Origin of the sequence: Streptomyces sp. AC550_RSS872, assembly GCF_019049285.1 — a bacterium.
Taxonomy (GTDB): Bacteria; Actinomycetota; Actinomycetes; order Streptomycetales; family Streptomycetaceae; genus Streptomyces.
On the sequence record NZ_JAGMUL010000029.1, the window covers coordinates 35,124 to 52,270 of the forward strand.

The window sequence follows — 17,147 nt, forward strand, 5'->3', positions numbered from 1 at the left end:
ATCGGGCGCTGTTTGCCATGCCATCGCAAGACCGCACGGGAGGACCTCCGGGTGTCGCAGGAGGCAGCAGAGCAGGTAGCACAGGAGACGACGGAAGAGACAGGGACGGCAGAAACGGCCGAAGAGGCCGGAAGGCCCGAAGAGGCCGAGGCGGCCGACGGATCCAAGGCTGCCCACACCGCGGAGCCGTCCAGCTCCTCCCTCTCCCCCGGCTGGTTCGGCTGGCGCCGCCGCTACCCCCGTACGGCACGAGGCGTCACCATCGGGACGTCCGTCCTGGCCGGGGCCCTCCTGCTCTTCGCGCTCCTCGTGCCGAACCAGCTGGAGCAGCTCGACGCCGAGGCGTTCTTCCGTCTCCCCGCCGAGGGGATCCTGCTCGCGGGCCTGCTGCTGGCGCTGCCGCCGCGGTCACGGCGGCTGATCGCGGTGGTCTCGGGTGCGCTCCTCGGGCTGCTCACCGTGTTGAAGTTCGTCGACATGGGCTTCTACCAGGTGCTGGCCCGCCCCTTCGACCTGGTCCTGGACTGGATCCTGCTCGATGACGCGGCGGAGTTCGTACGGGAGTCCTTCGGCCGGACCGGCCAGGTGCTCGCGGTGGCCGGGGGGATCGTCCTGGTCGTCGCAGTGCTCGTCCTCATGACGCTCGCGATGGTGCGGGTGACGAACCTGATGGTCAGCCACCGTGCCGTCGCCGCCCGCACGACGCTGGTCCTCGGCACCGCGTGGATCACCTGCGTGACGCTGAGCATCCAGATCACCGGCGTCCCGCTGGCCACCAAGGGCAACGCCGATCTGGTCAACAACCGTGTCGAACAGGTACGGGCGGGCCTCAGGGACGGACGCGTCTTCCAGAAGCAGGCCGCCGTGGACGCGTTCGCGAACACACCGCCGGACCAGTTGCTCACCGGGCTGCGCGGCAAGGACGTCCTGTTCACGTTCATCGAGAGCTACGGCCGTGTCGCGATCGACGACCCGGCGATGGCACCGCAGGTCGACGCGGTGCTCAAGGAAGGGGCAAGCAACCTCAAGTCGGCCGGATTCCAGTCGCGCAGCGGCTGGCTGAGGTCGCCGGTGACGGGGGCCGGCAGCTGGCTCGCCCACTCCACCTTCCTGTCCGGGCTGTGGATCAAGAACCAGCAGCGGTACCGGAGTCTGACCACCAGCGACCGCGCGACGCTCAACAGCTACTTCCGCAAGACCGGCGCATGGCGCACGGTCGGCGTCGTCCCGGGTGTGCGGCGGGCCTGGCCGGAGGGCAAGTACTTCGCGCTCGACCACATCTACGACTCCGAGCACCTGGGCTACCAGGGCCCCTACTTCAGCTGGACGCCCGTGCCCGACCAGTTCAGCCTGGAGGCCTTCCAGCGTCTGGAGCACGGCAAGAAGGACCGCGAGCCGATCATGGCGGAGATCATCCTGGCCTCCAGCCACAACCCCTGGTCCCCCATCGCCCGCATGATCGACTGGGACGACCTCGGCGACGGCTCGGTCTTCCATCAGATCAAGAAGGAGGGCACGGACCCCGCGGAGGTCTGGAAGGACCCCGAGCGCGTCCGCACCGAGTACCGCCGCGCCATCGAGTACTCGATCCACAGCCTCACACAGTGGGTCGAGCGCTACGGCACGGACGACACGGTCCTCGTCTTCCTCGGCGACCACCAGCCCGTCCCGACCGTCACCGCCGGCAACACGAGCAAGGACGTCCCCGTCACGATCGTCGCCCGCGACCAGAAGGTCCTCGACAGGATCACCGACTGGCACTGGACGGACGGCCTCAAGCCGGCCGAGAACGCCCCGACCTGGGGCATGGACGAGTTCCGTGACCGTTTCCTGACGGCGTACGGACCGGGAAAGGACTGAGACCGCCGGCACCGAGCGGGTTCGCCCTCACCTCGCCACCGCGTTGTCCTCCTCACGGCGCTCTCACGGGCAGAAAGTCCGGCCCGCCCCCTTGCCTGATCAATCCGCGCCTGGATTACTGATCCCGAAGACCCGGACCGAATGATCGGTCGTCCGGATTGGCGCGGTTGGCGAGGGAAGGGAGAAGTCCCCATGGCGGATGCGACGGAGCTGCTGGACTCGGGGGAACGGCTCGCCCCGGAGGCGCTGCGGGCGTTGCAACTGGAGCGGCTGCGAACCTCGCTGCGGCACGCGTACGACAACGTGCCCTTCTACCGGGACTCCTTCGACAAGGCCGGAGTACGGCCCGAGGACTGCCGTTCGCTCGCCGATCTGGCCCGTTTCCCGTTCACGGCCAAGGCCGACCTGCGGGAGAACTACCCGTACGGGATGTTCGCCGTGCCCCAGGACCGGATCCGCCGAATCCACGCCTCCAGCGGCACCACCGGGCGCCCCACGGTCGTCGGCTACACCGACGCCGACCTCTCCCTGTGGTCCGACATGGTGGCAAGGTCCATCCGGGCGGCGGGCGGGCGGCCTGGCGACAAGGTACATGTGGCGTACGGCTACGGGTTGTTCACGGGTGGGCTGGGCGCACACTATGGGGCCGAACGGCTCGGCTGTACGGTCATCCCCGCGTCCGGCGGCATGACGGCCCGCCAGGTCCAGCTCATCCAGGACCTCAGGCCAGAGATCATCATGGTGACGCCGTCCTACATGCTCACCCTCCTCGACGAGTTCGAACGGCAGGGCGTCGATCCCCGCGGCACCTCCCTGCGCGTGGGCATCTTCGGCGCCGAACCCTGGACCGAGCGGATGCGCCACGAGATCGAGGAGCGGTTCGCGATCGATGCCGTCGACATATACGGCTTGTCCGAGGTGATCGGGCCCGGGGTCGCGCAGGAGAGTGTGGAGACCAAGGACGGACTGCATGTGTGGGAGGACCACTTCTTCCCCGAGATCGTCGACCCGATCACCGGCGAGGTGCTGCCAGACGGCGAGGAGGGCGAACTGGTCTTCACCTCGCTCACCAAGGAGGCCATGCCCGTCATCCGGTACCGCACCCGGGACCTGACGCGCCTGCTGCCGGGGACGGCCCGGGTGTTCCGGCGGATGGAGAAGATCACCGGTCGCAGTGACGACATGGTCATCCTGCGCGGGGTCAATCTCTTCCCCACCCAGATCGAGGAGATCGTGCTCCGGACCCCGGGCGTGGCACCCCACTTCCAGCTGCGCCTGACGAGGGAGGGCCGTCTCGACGCCCTCACCGTGCGCGCGGAGGCCCGCCCCGACGCGTCACCCGAGGTCCGGGACGCCGCGGCCCAGGCCATCGCCGCGGCCGTGAAGGACGGCATCGGGGTGTCGGTCGCCGTGGACATCGTCGAGCCAGAGTCACTGGCACGGTCCGTGGGCAAGATCCGGCGCATCGAGGACCTACGGCCCCACTAGGCCCTGTCGTTTGGATCACCCCGGCGTCGCGGGGCCTAGCCGCCGCCGAGCCGGCCGTCGTCGATCCCGCCCCTACTCAGCTGCGAACCGGTCCCGCAGCTCCCGCTTGAGGATCTTCCCGCTCGCGTTGCGCGGCAGCTCGGTCACGAACACCACCCGCTTCGGCGCCTTGAAGCGGGCGAGCTTCTCGCGCGCGTGCTCGATCAGTTCGGCCTCGCTCACCTCACCGCGCGGGACGACGACCGCGGTGACGGCCTCGATCCACCGCTCGTCGGGCAGGCCGATCACGGCGACCTCGGCGACCGCCTCGTGCGTGTACAGCGCGTCCTCGACCGCGCGTGAAGCGATCATTACGCCACCGGAGTTGATGGCGTCCTTCACCCGGTCGACGATCGTGTAGTAGCCGTGCGCGTCGCGCACCGCGAGGTCGCCGGAGCGGAACCAGCCGTCGCGGAAGGCCTCGGCGGTCTCCTCGGGCTTGTCCCAGTAGCCCTCGCACAGCTGCGGGGAGCGGTAGACGATCTCGCCGGAGGTGCCGTCGGGCACGTCCTCGCCGTTCTCGTCGACGACCCGGGCGTCGACGAAGAGGACGGGACGGCCGCAGGAGTCCATCCGGCCCTTGTGTTCGTCCGGGGCCAGCACCATGGCCAGCGGGCCGATCTCGCTCTGTCCGAAGCAGTTGTAGAAGGCCAGGTCGGGCCATCGCTCACGCAGTCGTTCCAGGACCGGCACCGGCATGATCGAGGCCCCGTAGTACGCCTTGCGCAGCCCGTCGAGCTCGCGGGTCGCGAAGTCGGGGCGATTGGCCAGGCCGATCCACACCGTGGGCGGAGCGAACAGGCTGTCCGCACGGCCCGTCTCGATGAGATCGAAGAGCCGGTCGCCGTCGGGCGACTCCAGGATGACGTTGGTGGCGCCGACGGCCAGATACGGCATGAGGAACACGTGCATCTGTGCCGAGTGGTACAGCGGCAGTGAGTGGACGGGGCGGTCCCCGGCGCTCAGGTCGAGGGCGGCGATCGCGCTCAAGTACTCGTGGACCAGGGCGCGGTGGGTCATCATCGCGCCCTTCGGCAGGGCCGTGGTGCCGGAGGTGTAGAGCAGCTGCACCAGGTCCTCGCTGCGCGCCTCCGGTCCGTCGTGTGCGGGCGCCGCCGCCTGTCGCGCCAGCAGTGAGTCGTCGGCGTCGCGCAGCGGCATCGTAGGGACGCCGTCGGGGAGCCGGCCGGCGAGGGCGGGGTCGGTGAGGATCAGGGAGCTGCCGGACTGACCGAGGATGTAGGCGAGGTCGTCGCCGGTGAGGTTGTGGTTGACGGGGACATGAACGAGGCCCGCGCGGGCGCACGCCAGGAAGGCGATGAGGTACGCACAGGAGTTGTGGCCGTAGGCGGCCACCCGGTCGCCGGGGGTAAGGTCCTGGTCGAGCAGGACGCTCGCCGCGCGGGAGACGGCGTCGTCGAGTTCCTCGTACGTCCACGCGCGTCCGCGGTCCTCGACCGCGATGCGTGCCGGGGTGCGTCGGGCGCTGCGGCGCAGTACTCCGTCAACCGTGCTGCCGTGTGCTGGCGTCATGACACATGATCCTCGGTGTCTCGCAGAGACGGGTCAAGGCAGCGGCCGGACACCCGACCGGGGACACATACCCGTTGGTATGCTCAACGGCTCCTCCCCTGGCGGAAGCTGACGACCAAGGTGCCGGCGGCCCGGCGGCGGAAGATGCCGTTTCTCGGCGGCGGACCTGGTGCGAGGACCATCCGCATACGCGAACGCCGAGTCACTGTGGTCCCGTTCCACATGGGGCGGGACCACATATGAGTGACCTAAGGGATGCGCTGAGAATGCGCCATGCGTCAACGGCCGTTCACCGCATGCTTCTTTTGCTTCCGCATGCTCCCGTGCGCCCCTTTGGAGAAAGGTTTCGGGAAACCAAGAGCCACTTGGACTGGGCAGGACTTGTCTCAAGTGTTCAAGTCCGTGGCACGTTCACCAATTTCCCGTGCCGCGTATGGCAGGAGGATTTCATGAGCCATGCTGTGCCTGAACGAAAGCGTACATGGAGGACAGGAACTGCTCCAGGCATATTCCCCGTCCTCGGCCACGGTATCTCCTTATACCGACAGCCGCTGGCGTTTCTGAATTCTTTGCCCGCGTACGGCGACCTGGTCGAGATACGGCTGGGCCCCCAGCGCGCCTGGATGGTGTGCCATCCCGAGCTGACCCACGAGGTGCTCATGGATCCGCACACCTTCGACAAGGGGGGGCCGCTGTACGACAGGCTCGGGAAGCTGATGGGCGACGGCCTCGTCACCTGCCGACAGCCGACGCATCGGGACAAACGCAGGCTGCTACAGCCTGCCTTCCGCCCTTCCCATGTCGCCCGATACACGGACCTGGTCACCGAGGAGGCCGCGGCGGTGTGCCGCGCGTGGCCGGTCGGTCAGGACGTTGCCGTCACCGAGGCGATGATGGCCCTCACGACACGGGTGACCAGCCGTGTCCTCCTCTCCGATTCCCTGGACGACCGGACCACCGCGCAGGTGCGGGACTGTCTCGGCGCGGTCGTGCGCGGCCTGTTCGTCCGCACGGTCGTACCGATCGACGTCCTGTTCCGCCTCCCCACCCCCGCCAACCGCCGCTATCGCCGCGCGCTCTCCCGCCTGCACGAGATCATCGACACGACGATCACGGAGCGTCGGCGGGGCGCCGACCGCGACGACGTGCTGGGCACACTGCTGAAGGCCGCCAAGAGCGACGGCTCGACGGCCGCGGTCACCGACCAGGAGGTTCATGATCACCTGATCACTCTGCTGCTGACGGGCGTCGAGACCCAGGCACTGGCCCTGACGAGCGCCTTCAGCCTGCTGGCCCGCCATCCGGAGGCGGAGCGGCGTCTGCACGCCGAGCTCGACTCCGTCCTCGCCGGAGGCCGGCGGCCCACTCCCGAGGATCTGCCGCAGCTCGTCTACACCCGGTGCGTCGTCTCCGAGACGCTGCGCCACTCCTCGCCCGGCTGGCTCTTCACTCGCGTCGCCACCAAGGAAACCGAGCTCGCCGGATGCCGTCTGCCCAAGGGTGCCGCCGTCCTGTACAGCCCCCACCTCCTGCACCACGATCCCTCGTCGTTCCCCGACCCCGAGCGTTTCGACCCCGGCCGATGGTTGCCGGGGCGGCCCACCGCCGAAGAGCGCCGCGCGATGATGCCGTTCTCCGCGGGCAACCGCAAATGCCTCGGTGACGAGTTCGCGATGGTGGAGGCCACCCTCGCGCTCGCGACCATCGCCGCCCGCCGGCGCCTGCGTCATCTGCCCGGGTATGTCGACCGGAAGCCGCGCCCCGGGATCACGATGGGGCCGCGTTCCCTGGTCATGACGTGCGCGCCCCGACCTCGTATGCCCTCAGCCGCCCCGCCCGCGCACCGAGTGACCGCCGCCCCGTGCACATCGGACAGTGGAATGGCAGGTGACGACGTTGTCGACGACGCATGAGGAAGTCACCCTCGGCCTACCGGACGCAATGCCGGTCGCCAACCTCCGGGACCTGATCGACACCAACCTCCACATGCCTTTCCCGTTCCGGCGCAACCCTCATGAATCCGAAGCCGCCGTCGGCGTCGACGCATGGCTGAGGGTGTGGGGGCTGACCGACGAACCTGATGTGGCGGCGATGATCGCCCGCACTCGCCCCGCCGAACTCGCGAGCTACACCAGCCCCACCGTGGATTCTGGTGTCCTGCAGATCGTGGCCCACCAGATCGCCTACCAGTTCGTCTTCGACGACCTCGCGGAGGACCTCGGTCGACGTTCTCCGGGCAGGCTGCTGCCCATGCTGTGCGAGAGTGTCGCGATCCTGCGGGACGACCGGCAGCCCAGCACTCCCCTCGGAGCCGCCCTGGCCGATCTCCACCGCCAGGTCCGGGAGAGGTGCACACCCGCACAGGCCGCGCGATGGGCCTGGCAGAGCTGTGAATACGTGCACGGCTTGTTGTACGAAGCCGTGGCCCAGACCCACCCCGTCCTCCTGCGCACCGGGGACTGCACCTCCATTCGGTCGCTGACCGCGGGCGTCGAGCCGTTCTACCCGCTGTACGAAGGCGCCCGGGCACAGGAGCTGACCGCAATCGAGGTGCATCATCCCGTCGTCCGGCGACTGAGCCGGCTGTCGGCCGACGTGGCGGTGTGGACGGCCGACCTGTTCTCGGCGGTGAAGGAACAGCGCGCAGGCGAAATGATCAACCTTGCCCTGGCCCACCAGCGCGAACAACGGTGCTCGCTGCCGGCCGCCGTGCTCCTGGCCATCGAGGAGATCAACAGCACGATCGAGAGGTTCCAAAGGCTCCACGACGGGATCAAACCGGAGTTGAGTCCCGCGGGCATCCGCTATGTGGAGGGCATGATCGGCTGGATCCGCGGGTGCTACGACTGGGCACGCGCCGTGCCTCGGTACTCGGATGTGACGTCGGTGCCCGCCGTGCCGTAGACCTCCCGCCACGCACCGGTATCAGCCCCACCCGGGAGACGTCCATCCGTGTCCACTACCCAGCGGGTGGGCGTTCTCCCACCTACCGTTCACGATTCACCCTATGGTGCTCAATTCAGCCTGCCTCGTCTCCCCGAGGCGTACGCTCGGCTCCTCCGAGCCGAACGACAGAAGGCGGTACGGCACATGGCGATGGAGCCTCGGAACCCGGTCACGGAGCAGCGGACCTTGATCGAGCGCCGACGGGAACTTCAGGCCCTTGAGGCCGCTTTCAAGGAACTGCGACGCACCGCGGACGGTGTGCCGCAGGCAAGGCGCCGGGGACTGCTCGCCTTCAGCGGACCGGCCGGACTCGGCAAGACGGCGCTCATCACGCAAGCCCGTCAACGGGCCATGGCCTCGGGATTCACCGTGCTGTCGGGGAGAGGCGGGGAGAAGGAACAAGGGTCGGCGTTCCGCGTGGTCCGCCAGCTCGTACAGCCCTTGCTGGCGCGGATGGAGGGAGCCGAACTCCGGGCCCTCCTGGGCAGCTGGTACGACGTCATGGCCGCCGTGCTCGGTCTCGAGGCGAGAGGCCCCGCCCCCGCACCCGACCCGACCGGGGTCCGCGAAGGTCTCGACTGGGTCATGACCTGCCTCACCATCAAGAAGGCGCCCGTCGTCCTGCTCCTGGACGACCTGCACTGGGCGGACGCCGAGTCCTTGAACTGGCTCGATTCCTTCGCGTCACGGGTCGATGACCTCCCCCTGCTGATCGTGGTCGCCTACCGGCCCGACGAGCTGCCCTCCGCGGCGGGCGAACTGCGCACCCTCGTCGGACATCACGGCGACCGCCCCCACGACCTCGCGTGCCTCACCGCCGACGGGGTGGCGCAGATCGTCAGAAGCCAGGTCGGTGACGGAGCCGAGGACGTGTTCTGCAAGGAATGCTGGTCGGCCACCGGGGGGAGCCCGTTCGAGACGGTGGAGCTCGCCATCGGCCTCGCCGAGCGGAAACTGAGCGGCAGCGATGACGACCTGCCCGCGATGCGTGAGCTCGCCGCGGCCATCAAGGGCCCGGGGCTGATCGAACGTCTGGAAGGCCTCGACACCGCGACCGTCCGTTTCGCGCACGCCGCCGCCGTGCTGGGGTCGCCCTTCTCACCACAGCTCGCCGCGACCATCGCGGTCCTCGGCGACGAGACCGTCACCGAGGCGACCCAGCAGCTCCGCGCCGCCCGGATCCTCACCGACGGCCACGGCCCGGAGGGTGATCTCGAGTTCGTCCACCCGCTGATCACCACGACGATCTACCGGTCCATCCGCTCCGGCTTCCGGGCCGGTCTGCACAACGCGGCCGCGAACGCCGTCCTGAACGCGGGCTATGGCCCCACCGCCGCCGCCCGGCATCTGCTGGAGGTGCCGTGCGAGGGCAACCCGGAGACGGTCGAGTGTCTGCGCGAGGCCGCTCGCGAGTACCTCGGCGCCGGGGCGACCGAGGCCGCGCGGCGCCTGCTCACCCGTGCGCTGCAGGAGCCGCCCCTCCCGGAGGAGCGCGCCGCGGTCCTGCACGAACTCGCGTGCGCCACGTTCCTGATCGAGCCCACGGCCACGGTGCGGCATCTCCGTCAGGCGCTGGCGGAGCCCGATGTCGAACCCGACCTGCGCGCCTCCATCGTCTATCGGCTGACGACAGCGCTCGCCCACACCGACCGGATGGACGAGGCCGTGACCGTGGCCGCCGAGGAGGCCCGGGAGGCCACGAATCCGCGCGTCAAACTGCGGATGCAGGCCGACCAGTTCGTCTGGAGCACGATGCGCGCCGACGATCCCGACTCCCCCGCGCGTTCCCGGAGACTGGCGAGGCTGGCCGAGCAGTTGCCCGGCCGCAGCCTGGAGGAGCGCTACATCCTGGGGCTGCGGGCCTGGGACGCCGTGTTGCGCGGCGAACCACGGCAGACCGCGCTCGGTTACGCGGAGAAGTCCCTGCGCGGCGGCATGAGCTGGACCGATGAGAACCGTGGCTTCGAGGTGCCCCTTTCGGTAGCCCTGGTGTTCATGTACGGCGACCAGCCGCGCCGGGCCGAGGAGTTGTTCGAAAAGGGCATCGCCGAGTGCGTGGGCAAGGGCTGGCACGGCTCCCACCTGGCCTTCGGCCAGACCATCGCCGGCTATGTGCGCTACCACCGCGGGTGTCTGGCCGAAGCCGAGGACCTGGTCCGGGAAGGCCTGCGCATCGCCGACAAGGTGGAAGGCGTCGTGGCCGCCCAGTGGTACGGCGTCAGCGTCCTGATCCAGACATTGCTGGCCCGTGGGCGCGTCACCGAGGCGCGCGCCCTCGCCGACGACCACCACTTCGGTGAGATGGCTCCGAACGCCATCATCTATCCCGACCCGCGCACCGTGTACGCGGAACTGCTCCTGGCGGAGGGCCGGCACGCGGAAGCATCGACGCTGCTGTCCGCGGTCGGGGACTGGCTGGACGGCCGGGCCTGGCGCAACCCGGCCTGGTGCCCGTGGCAGCTGCGGCTCGCGACCGCGCTCGCCCACACCGCCCCGGACGAGGCGATCCATCACGCCCAGGACGCCGTCAAGCGCGCCCGGGACTTCGGCGCCGCGTCCACCATCGGCCAGGCCCTCCACACCCTCGCCGAGGTGACCGGCGGGCCGGCCGCACTCGACCTGTACGCGGAGGCGATCGACTGCCTGGAACAGTCCCCGGCCTCGTACGAACTCGCTCGCGCCCAAGTCGGCCACGGCTCCGCGCTGTCCCGCCACGGGCGGCTCCAGGAGGCCGCCGACCGGCTCTACCAGGGCCTGGAAGGCGCCGTCCACTGTGGGGCCGAGGCGCTCGCCGCCCGCGCCAGGGAGGAGCTCTCAACGGCCGGGCTGCGCCCGCTGCCCCTGCGCTATGTGCAGGCGGACACGCTCACCGCGCGCGAACGCCGGACGGCCGAACTGGCCGTCGAGGGAAGCCCGGTGGCATCGATCGCAGCGGCTCTGCACCTGACCGAACAGGGCGTACGGCAGCTGCTGTCCAGTGTCTACCGCAAGATCGGCACCGACGCGGCAGGTCTCGCCAGAGCCCTGGAGGCTCCTCCGCGTATGCGTCCCTGACGTCACACGGGCCTGGTGCGCCCCTCCCAGTACGGGTCGCGCAACCGCCGCTTGTACAACTTGCCGTTGGGATCCCGCGGCATCTCGGAAACGAAGTCCACGCTCTTGGGCCGCTTGTACCCGGCGAGCTGCCCCGCGCAGTGGTCGAGGATCGTGGTGGCGAGGCCGGGGCCCGGCTCGTGGCCGGGGGCCGGTTCGACGACGGCTTTGACCTCCTCGCCCCAGTCGTCGTGCGGGATACCGAAGGCGGCGGCGTCGGCGACGGCCGGGTGGGCGAGCAGGACGGACTCGATCTCGGCCGGGTAGATGTTGACCCCGCCCGAGATGATCATGTCGATCTTGCGGTCGCGGAGGAAGAGGTAGCCGTCCTCGTCGAGGTAGCCGAGGTCTCCGACGGTGAAGAAGTCGCCGATGCGGTTCTTCTCCGTCTTGGCCTCGTCCTTGTGGTAGGCGAAGCCTCCGGTGTTCATCTTGAGGTAGACGGTGCCGAGTTCGCCGGGCGGAAGCCGGTTGCCGTCGTCGTCGAAGATCGCGAGTTCGCTGATCGGCCAGGCCTTGCCCACGGTGCCGGGCTTCTTCAGCCAGTCCTCGGCGGTCGCGAAGGCGCCACCGCCCTCGCTGGCGGCGTAGTACTCCTCCACGCAGGGGCCCCACCAGTCGAGCATGGCCCGCTTCACGTGGTCGGGGCAGGGGGCGGCGCCGTGGATGGCGTGCCGCATGGAGGAGACGTCGTAGCGGGCCCGGACGTCCTCGGGGAGGGCGAGGAGGCGGTGGAACTGTGTGGGGACCATATGGGTGTGTGTGCACTTGTGGGTGTCGATGAGGCGGAGCATCTCTTCCGGGGTCCATTTGTCCATCAGCACCAGGCGGTGGCCTATGTGCAGGGACGCGCCCGCGAACTGGAGTACGGCGGTGTGGTACAGCGGCGAGCAGACGAGGTGCACGTTGCCGTCGAACGGCCTGATACCGAAGATGCCGAGGAAGCCGCCGAGGTAGGACTCCTCGGGGGTCTTGCCGGGCAGGGGACGCCGGATGCCGCGCGGGCGGCCGGTGGTGCCCGAGGTGTAGTTCATGACCCAGCCGAGGGTGCGGTCGGCGGGCGCCGACTCGGGTTGTCCGTCGAGGAGTTCGGCGTACGGCCGGAAGCCCTCGACCGTGCCGATCGCGTACCGGTGGGTGCCGGGCAGACCCGCCTCGTCGGCGGCGTGGCGGGCGGGGGCGCCGAAGCGTTCGTGGGCGAGGAGCACCTTGGCGCCGGAGTCTGCGACGATCCAGGCGATCTCGGGGGCGACGAAGTGGTGGTTGACGGGGACCAGGTAGAAGCCGGCCTGGCTGGCGGCGAGGTACGCGGTGAAGAACTCGGGGCTGTTGGGCAGGACGACGGCGAAGGCGTCGCCGCGTCGCATCCCGGCCGCGCGCAGGCCGTGGACGAGGCGGTTGGCGGCGGCGTGCAGTCGGGCGGCGGTCCACTGCTCGCCGTCGGGGGCGACGAGGACCGTGCGGTCGGGGTCGGCCGCTGCCTGGGCCCAGAAGCCCGTGGGGGGTGTGCTCGTCACTGGCCGCTCCTTCCGGCGATGCGGTTGATGCGGTCGACGGACTGCTCGAAGCCGCGGGTGAGGTCGTCGAAGACGGCCTGGACACTGCGTTCGCTGTTCATCCGGCCGACGATCTGGCCGACGGGCGTGCCGAGCAGCGGCTCGACCTCGTACTTCTGGATCCGGGAGACGGCCTCGGCGACCAGGAGGCCCTGGAGTGGCATGGGGAGGGTGCCGGGCCCGTTCGGGTCGTCCCAGGCGTCCGTCCACTCGGTGCGCAGTTGGCGTGCGGGCTTGCCGGTGAGGGCGCGAGAGCGCACTGTGTCGCCGGAGCCTGCGGCGAGCAGTTTGCCGGTCAGTGCGGGGGAATGCAGATCCGCCTCTGTGGTGGTCAGCCATATGGAGCCCAGCCACACGCCTTGGGCGCCGAGGGTGAGTGCCGCCGCCACCTGTTGGCCGCTTCCGATCCCGCCGGCCGCCAGGACGGGCAGCGGGTCCACCGCTTCCACCACCTCGGGCGTGAGCACCATGGAGGCGATGTCACCGGTGTGGCCGCCCGCCTCGTAGCCCTGGGCCACCACGATGTCGATGCCCGCCTCCTGGTGCTTGCGGGCGTGCCGGGCGCTGCCCGCGAGCGCGGCGACGAGCACGCCCCGGTCGTGAGCGCGCTCCACGACATCCGCTGGCGGTGAGCCGAGGGCATTGGCGAGCAGCTTGATCGGGTAGTCGAAGGCGACGTCGAGTTGGGTACGGGCGACCTGTTCCATCCATCCGGTGATCCGCCAGCCGGCCGCTTCGCCCTCGGCCAGCTCGGGCACGCCGTACTTGGCGAGGGTGTCCTTGACGAACTGCCGGTGGCCTTCCGGGATCATCGCCTCGACATCGGCTTCCGTGACGCCCTCGACCTTCTTCGCGGGCATGACGACGTCCAGGCCGTAGGGCCGGCCGTCGACATGTGCCTCGATCCAGTCGAGGTCGCGTTTGAGGTCGTCGGGGGCGGTGTAGCGGACCGCGCCGAGCACTCCGAAGCCGCCGGCCCGGCTGATGGCCGCTGCGACGGCGGGGAACGGCGTGAAGCCGAAGATGGCGTGCTCGACTCCCAGTTTCTTGCTCAGCTCCGTCTGCATGGGCGCAGGATGCCGCAGACCTCCGGACGACGGAAGGCCCTTTCTGATAGTCCGTCAGATCTCTTGGGTCGCTGCCCCGTTGACACGGCCCTCACCTGACACGAAAGTTTCACCACGCAAGGTGATCCCGGAAAGATACTTTCAGCCTGCGCGGCGGGAGGAACCTCGATGACCGATGGCAGAAGCGGACTGAGCAGGCGTCAACTCGCCAAGGAAACACTGGCTCTGGGGGGCGCGTTGGCTTTCGCCCCCTTGCCGGCCGGACCGGCGGCCGCCGCCTCCTCCTCGGACCGCACCACCCTGCGCCCCGGCTCCCCCGAGCGCGCCGGCCTCCTGGCCGCCCCCCTCCTCCGCCTGGTCACCGACGCCGAGAAGTTCCTCGGCCCCTCCCCCGCGCACCCCTGGTACGCGGGAGCCGTCCTGCTCGCCGGGCGGGGCGGCACCGTGGCGCTGCACGAGCCGATCGGGATGGCGGTGCGCTACCAGGCGTACGACGAGAAGACCGACACCGGGGTCGAGTTCCCGGCCGAGCAGCAGATCCCGATGGCCGAGGACACCGTCTTCGATCTGGCCTCGGTGTCCAAGCTGTTCACCTCGGTCCTCGCCGTGCAGCAGATCGAGCGGGGTGCGCTGGGGCTGGAGGCGGCGGTCGCCTCGCATCTCCCGGACTTCGGCCGCGCGGGCAAGCAGGACATCACGATCCGTCAGCTGCTCACGCACACCTCCGGGTTCCGCGCCTGGATCCCGCTGTACACCGCGCCGACGTACGAGGGGAAGCTCGAACTCATCTGGAACGAGGCGCCGCTGAACCCTCCGGGCAGCACGTACCTCTACTCGGACCTGAACCTGATCTCCCTCCAGCTGGTCCTGGAGAAGATCACCGGCCGCCGTCTCGACACCCTCCTCCACGACGAGATCACCGGCCCGCTCGGCATGCGCCGCACCCGCTACAACCCGCCCGCCGCCTGGAAGCCGAGGATCGCGGCCACCGAGGACGCCCGGGGGCCCTGGTCCGGCCTGGACCGGGGGCTCGTGTGGGGCGAGGTGCACGACGAGAACGCCTTCAGCCTCGGCGGAGTCGCCGGCCACGCGGGCGTGTTCTCGAACGCGTGGGACCTCGCGGTCCTCGGTCGGACACTGCTCAACGGCGGGTCCTACGGCAGGCAGCGCATCCTGGAGCAGGAGTCGGTGGACCTGATGTTCACCGACTTCAACACCGCCTTCCCGGGCGACGAGCACGGCCTCGGCTTCGAGCTCTACCAGCACTGGTACATGGGCGCGATGGCCACCCCGCGCACCGCCGGGCACACCGGCTTCACCGGCACCTCCCTCGTGCTGGACCCGACGACCGACTCCTTCCTCGTCGTGCTAGGCAACTCGGTTCATCCGGTGCGCAGTTGGCGATCCGGTTCCGCGCCCCGGGTCGCGGCTGCCGACAACATGGCGCGCGCCGTACCGGTCCGCCCGCGCCACGGCAGAACCGCATGGTTCTCGGGCGTGGCGACCGCCGCCACCGCGACCCTCGCGCTCCCCGCGCTCGACACGTCCGCCGGCGACATATGTCTGCGCTGCGCCCTGTGGTGGGACACCGAGCCCCGGGCGGACCTCCTCGTCCTGGAGTCCACGACGGACGGCGGAGCGACCTGGCAGCCGCTCCCCTTCACGACCACCCGCCACGGCGAGCGCCCGCAGGACCACGCGACCGGCATGGTCACCGGCTGGTCGGGCCGCGTCTGGCACCGTCTCACTGCCCGGCTCCCCGCTCACCGGCAGCTGGTGCTCCGCTGGCGGTACGCCACCGACCGGCTGTACGTGGGCCGCGGGGCGTACGTCGACGGTCTGCGCGTCGAGGCGGCGGACCGCGTCCTGTTCGACGAGGCCCGGCCGGCGGACGCGGCCCGTATCGCGGCGAGCGGCTGGAGCGTCTCTGCCGACTGACCACCCGTCAGCCGACGGGCTGCTCCAGCACCGCCATCGCCGCGTTGTGCCCCGGCACCCCGCTCACCCCTCCCCCACGCACCGCGCCCGCCCCGCACAGCAGCACGTTGGCGTGGGAGGTCTCCACGCCCCAGCGGCCGGTGCCCTCCTGGGCGTACGGCCAGGACAGCTCACGGTGGAAGATGTTGCCGCGGGGCAGGCGCAGGTCGCGGTCCAGGTCCAGCGGCGTCTTCGCCTCGATGCAGGGGCGGCCGTCGGCGTCGGTGGCCAGGCAGTCGGTGATGGGCTCGGCGAGGTGGGCGTCCAGTTGGGCCAGCGTCGACTTCAGCAGTTCGTCGCGTACGGCGTCGTTGTCGCGCTCGAAGAGCCTGGCCGGGGTGTGCAGGCCGAACAGGGTGAGGGTCTGGCAGCCATGGGCGAGGAGGTCGGGGCCGAGGATCGTCGGGTCGGTCAGCGAGTGGCAGTAGATCTCGGACGGCGGCGCGGTGGGGAGTTCCCCGGCTGCGGCCTGGGCGTGGGCGGCGGCCAGTTGGTCGTAGCCCTCGGCGATGTGGAAGGTGCCGGCGAACGCCTCGCGGGGGTCGACGGAGCTGTCGCGCAGCCGGGGCAGGCGCTTGAGCAGCATGTTCACCTTGAGCTGGGCGCCCTCGGCGGGGGTCGGGGGTGTGTCCCCGGTGAGGTCGGCCAGTTCCCGCGGGGAGGCGTTGACCAGGACGTGCCGGGCGGTGGCGACACCCTCGCCGTCGGCGGTGCGGAAGGTGATCTCGGCCGTACGGCCGTCCGTGTCGATCCGTACCGCCTCGTGCCCGGTGGCGAGGACCGCGCCCGCCTGGCGCGCCGCCGTGGCCAGGGCGTCGGTGAGGGCGCCCATGCCGCCGACGGGGACGTCCCAGGCGCCGGTGCCGCCGCCGATCACGTGGTAGAGGAAGCAGCGGTTCTGCTTGAGCGAGGTGTCATGGGCGTCGGTGAACGTGCCGATCAGGGCGTCCGTCAGGACGACGCCCCGCACCAGGTCGTCCGTGAACCGGTCCTCGATCGCGACTCCGATCGGCTCCTCGAAGAGGGTGCGCCAGGCGTCCTCGTCGTCCACCCGGCGGCGCAGTTCCTCGCGGCTCGGCAGTGGTTCGGTGAGCGTCGGGAACACCCGTTGGGCGACCTCGCCGGTCATGGCGTAGAAGCGCTGCCAGGCCGCGTACTCGCGCTCGCCGCCGGTCAGCCGTGCGAAGGCCTCCCGGGTACGCCGTTCGCCGCCGCCCACGAGCAGTCCGGTCGAGCGTCCGTCCCGCTCCACGGGGGTGTAGGAGGAGACGTCGCGCGTACGGACCCGGAAGTCCAGGCCCAGGTCCCGGACGATCTTCTTCGGCAGCAGGCTGACCAGGTACGAGTAACGGGAGAGCCGGGCGTCGACGCCGGCGAACGGCCGCGTGGACACGGCGGCGCCCCCCGTGTGGTCCAGCCGCTCCAGCACCAGCACGGACCGCCCGGCGCGCGCCAGGTAGGCGGCGGCGACCAGGCCGTTGTGGCCCGCGCCGACGATGACGGCGTCGTACGTACGGCTTGCGGGGCTTGACTCGTGTGCAGGCATGGTTCTTCGTAACACGTGATGATCTAGGTCGGCCAGACGTGC

Annotated in this window: 10 protein-coding genes; 6 read left to right on the forward strand and 4 right to left on the reverse strand. The window is 70.1% G+C overall.

The window, feature by feature from the left end:
- Positions 1 to 51: 51 nt before the first annotated feature.
- Both KUM44_RS15240 and paaK read left to right on the forward strand, forming a co-directional pair.
- Positions 52 to 1,860 carry a sulfatase gene (locus KUM44_RS15240; RefSeq protein WP_217208411.1) on the forward strand — a complete coding sequence of 603 codons (1,809 nt, stop codon included), beginning with the start codon at positions 52 to 54 and terminating at the stop codon, positions 1,858 to 1,860.
- A gap of 192 nt (positions 1,861 to 2,052) precedes the next feature.
- Positions 2,053 to 3,348: a phenylacetate--CoA ligase PaaK gene (gene paaK, locus KUM44_RS15245; RefSeq protein WP_217208412.1), complete on the forward strand. Its 1,296-nt coding sequence runs from the start codon at positions 2,053 to 2,055 to the stop codon at positions 3,346 to 3,348.
- 72 nt (positions 3,349 to 3,420) lie between these two features.
- Here the strand turns inward: paaK and KUM44_RS15250 are convergent, their stop codons facing one another.
- Positions 3,421 to 4,920, reverse strand: coding sequence for an acyl-CoA synthetase (locus tag KUM44_RS15250; RefSeq protein ID WP_217208413.1), 1,500 nt, complete (start codon positions 4,918 to 4,920; stop codon positions 3,421 to 3,423).
- Positions 4,921 to 5,369: 449 nt separating this feature from the next.
- On the opposite strand from KUM44_RS15250, the gene KUM44_RS15255 reads away from it, so the two are divergent.
- The 3 genes from KUM44_RS15255 to KUM44_RS15265 all read left to right on the forward strand — a co-directional run bounded on the left by KUM44_RS15255 (position 5,370) and on the right by KUM44_RS15265 (position 10,920).
- Positions 5,370 to 6,833: a cytochrome P450 gene (locus tag KUM44_RS15255; RefSeq protein ID WP_217208414.1), complete on the forward strand. Its 1,464-nt coding sequence runs from the start codon at positions 5,370 to 5,372 to the stop codon at positions 6,831 to 6,833.
- Positions 6,808 to 7,824: a (-)-alpha-amorphene synthase gene (locus tag KUM44_RS15260; protein WP_308402616.1), complete on the forward strand. Its 1,017-nt coding sequence runs from the start codon at positions 6,808 to 6,810 to the stop codon at positions 7,822 to 7,824. Before KUM44_RS15255 ends, KUM44_RS15260 begins: the two co-directional genes overlap by 26 nt.
- Positions 7,825 to 8,010: 186 nt before the next feature.
- On the forward strand, positions 8,011 to 10,920 hold the full coding sequence (locus KUM44_RS15265) for an AAA family ATPase (protein ID WP_217208415.1): 2,910 nt from the start codon (positions 8,011 to 8,013) through the stop codon (positions 10,918 to 10,920).
- A 2-nt stretch (positions 10,921 to 10,922) separates the two neighbouring features.
- On the opposite strand, the gene KUM44_RS15270 is transcribed toward KUM44_RS15265, so the two are convergent.
- Positions 10,923 to 12,476, reverse strand: coding sequence for an acyl-CoA synthetase (locus KUM44_RS15270; RefSeq protein WP_217208416.1), 1,554 nt, complete (start codon positions 12,474 to 12,476; stop codon positions 10,923 to 10,925).
- The gene (locus tag KUM44_RS15275; protein ID WP_217208417.1) at positions 12,473 to 13,582 is read right to left on the reverse strand and encodes a nitronate monooxygenase family protein; all 1,110 of its coding nucleotides are present in this window, start codon (positions 13,580 to 13,582) and stop codon (positions 12,473 to 12,475) included. The genes KUM44_RS15270 and KUM44_RS15275 overlap by 4 nt, the downstream gene beginning before the upstream one ends.
- A 168-nt stretch (positions 13,583 to 13,750) precedes the next feature.
- Between KUM44_RS15275 and KUM44_RS15280 the strand changes: the two genes are divergently transcribed.
- Entirely contained in the window at positions 13,751 to 15,520 is a 1,770-nt protein-coding gene (locus tag KUM44_RS15280) for a serine hydrolase domain-containing protein (RefSeq protein WP_217208418.1), read from the forward strand.
- A 7-nt stretch (positions 15,521 to 15,527) separates the two neighbouring features.
- Here the strand turns inward: KUM44_RS15280 and KUM44_RS15285 are convergent, their stop codons facing one another.
- The gene (locus KUM44_RS15285) at positions 15,528 to 17,105 is read right to left on the reverse strand and encodes an NAD(P)/FAD-dependent oxidoreductase (RefSeq protein ID WP_217208419.1); all 1,578 of its coding nucleotides are present in this window, start codon (positions 17,103 to 17,105) and stop codon (positions 15,528 to 15,530) included.
- Between the last annotated feature and the right edge of the window lie 42 nt (positions 17,106 to 17,147).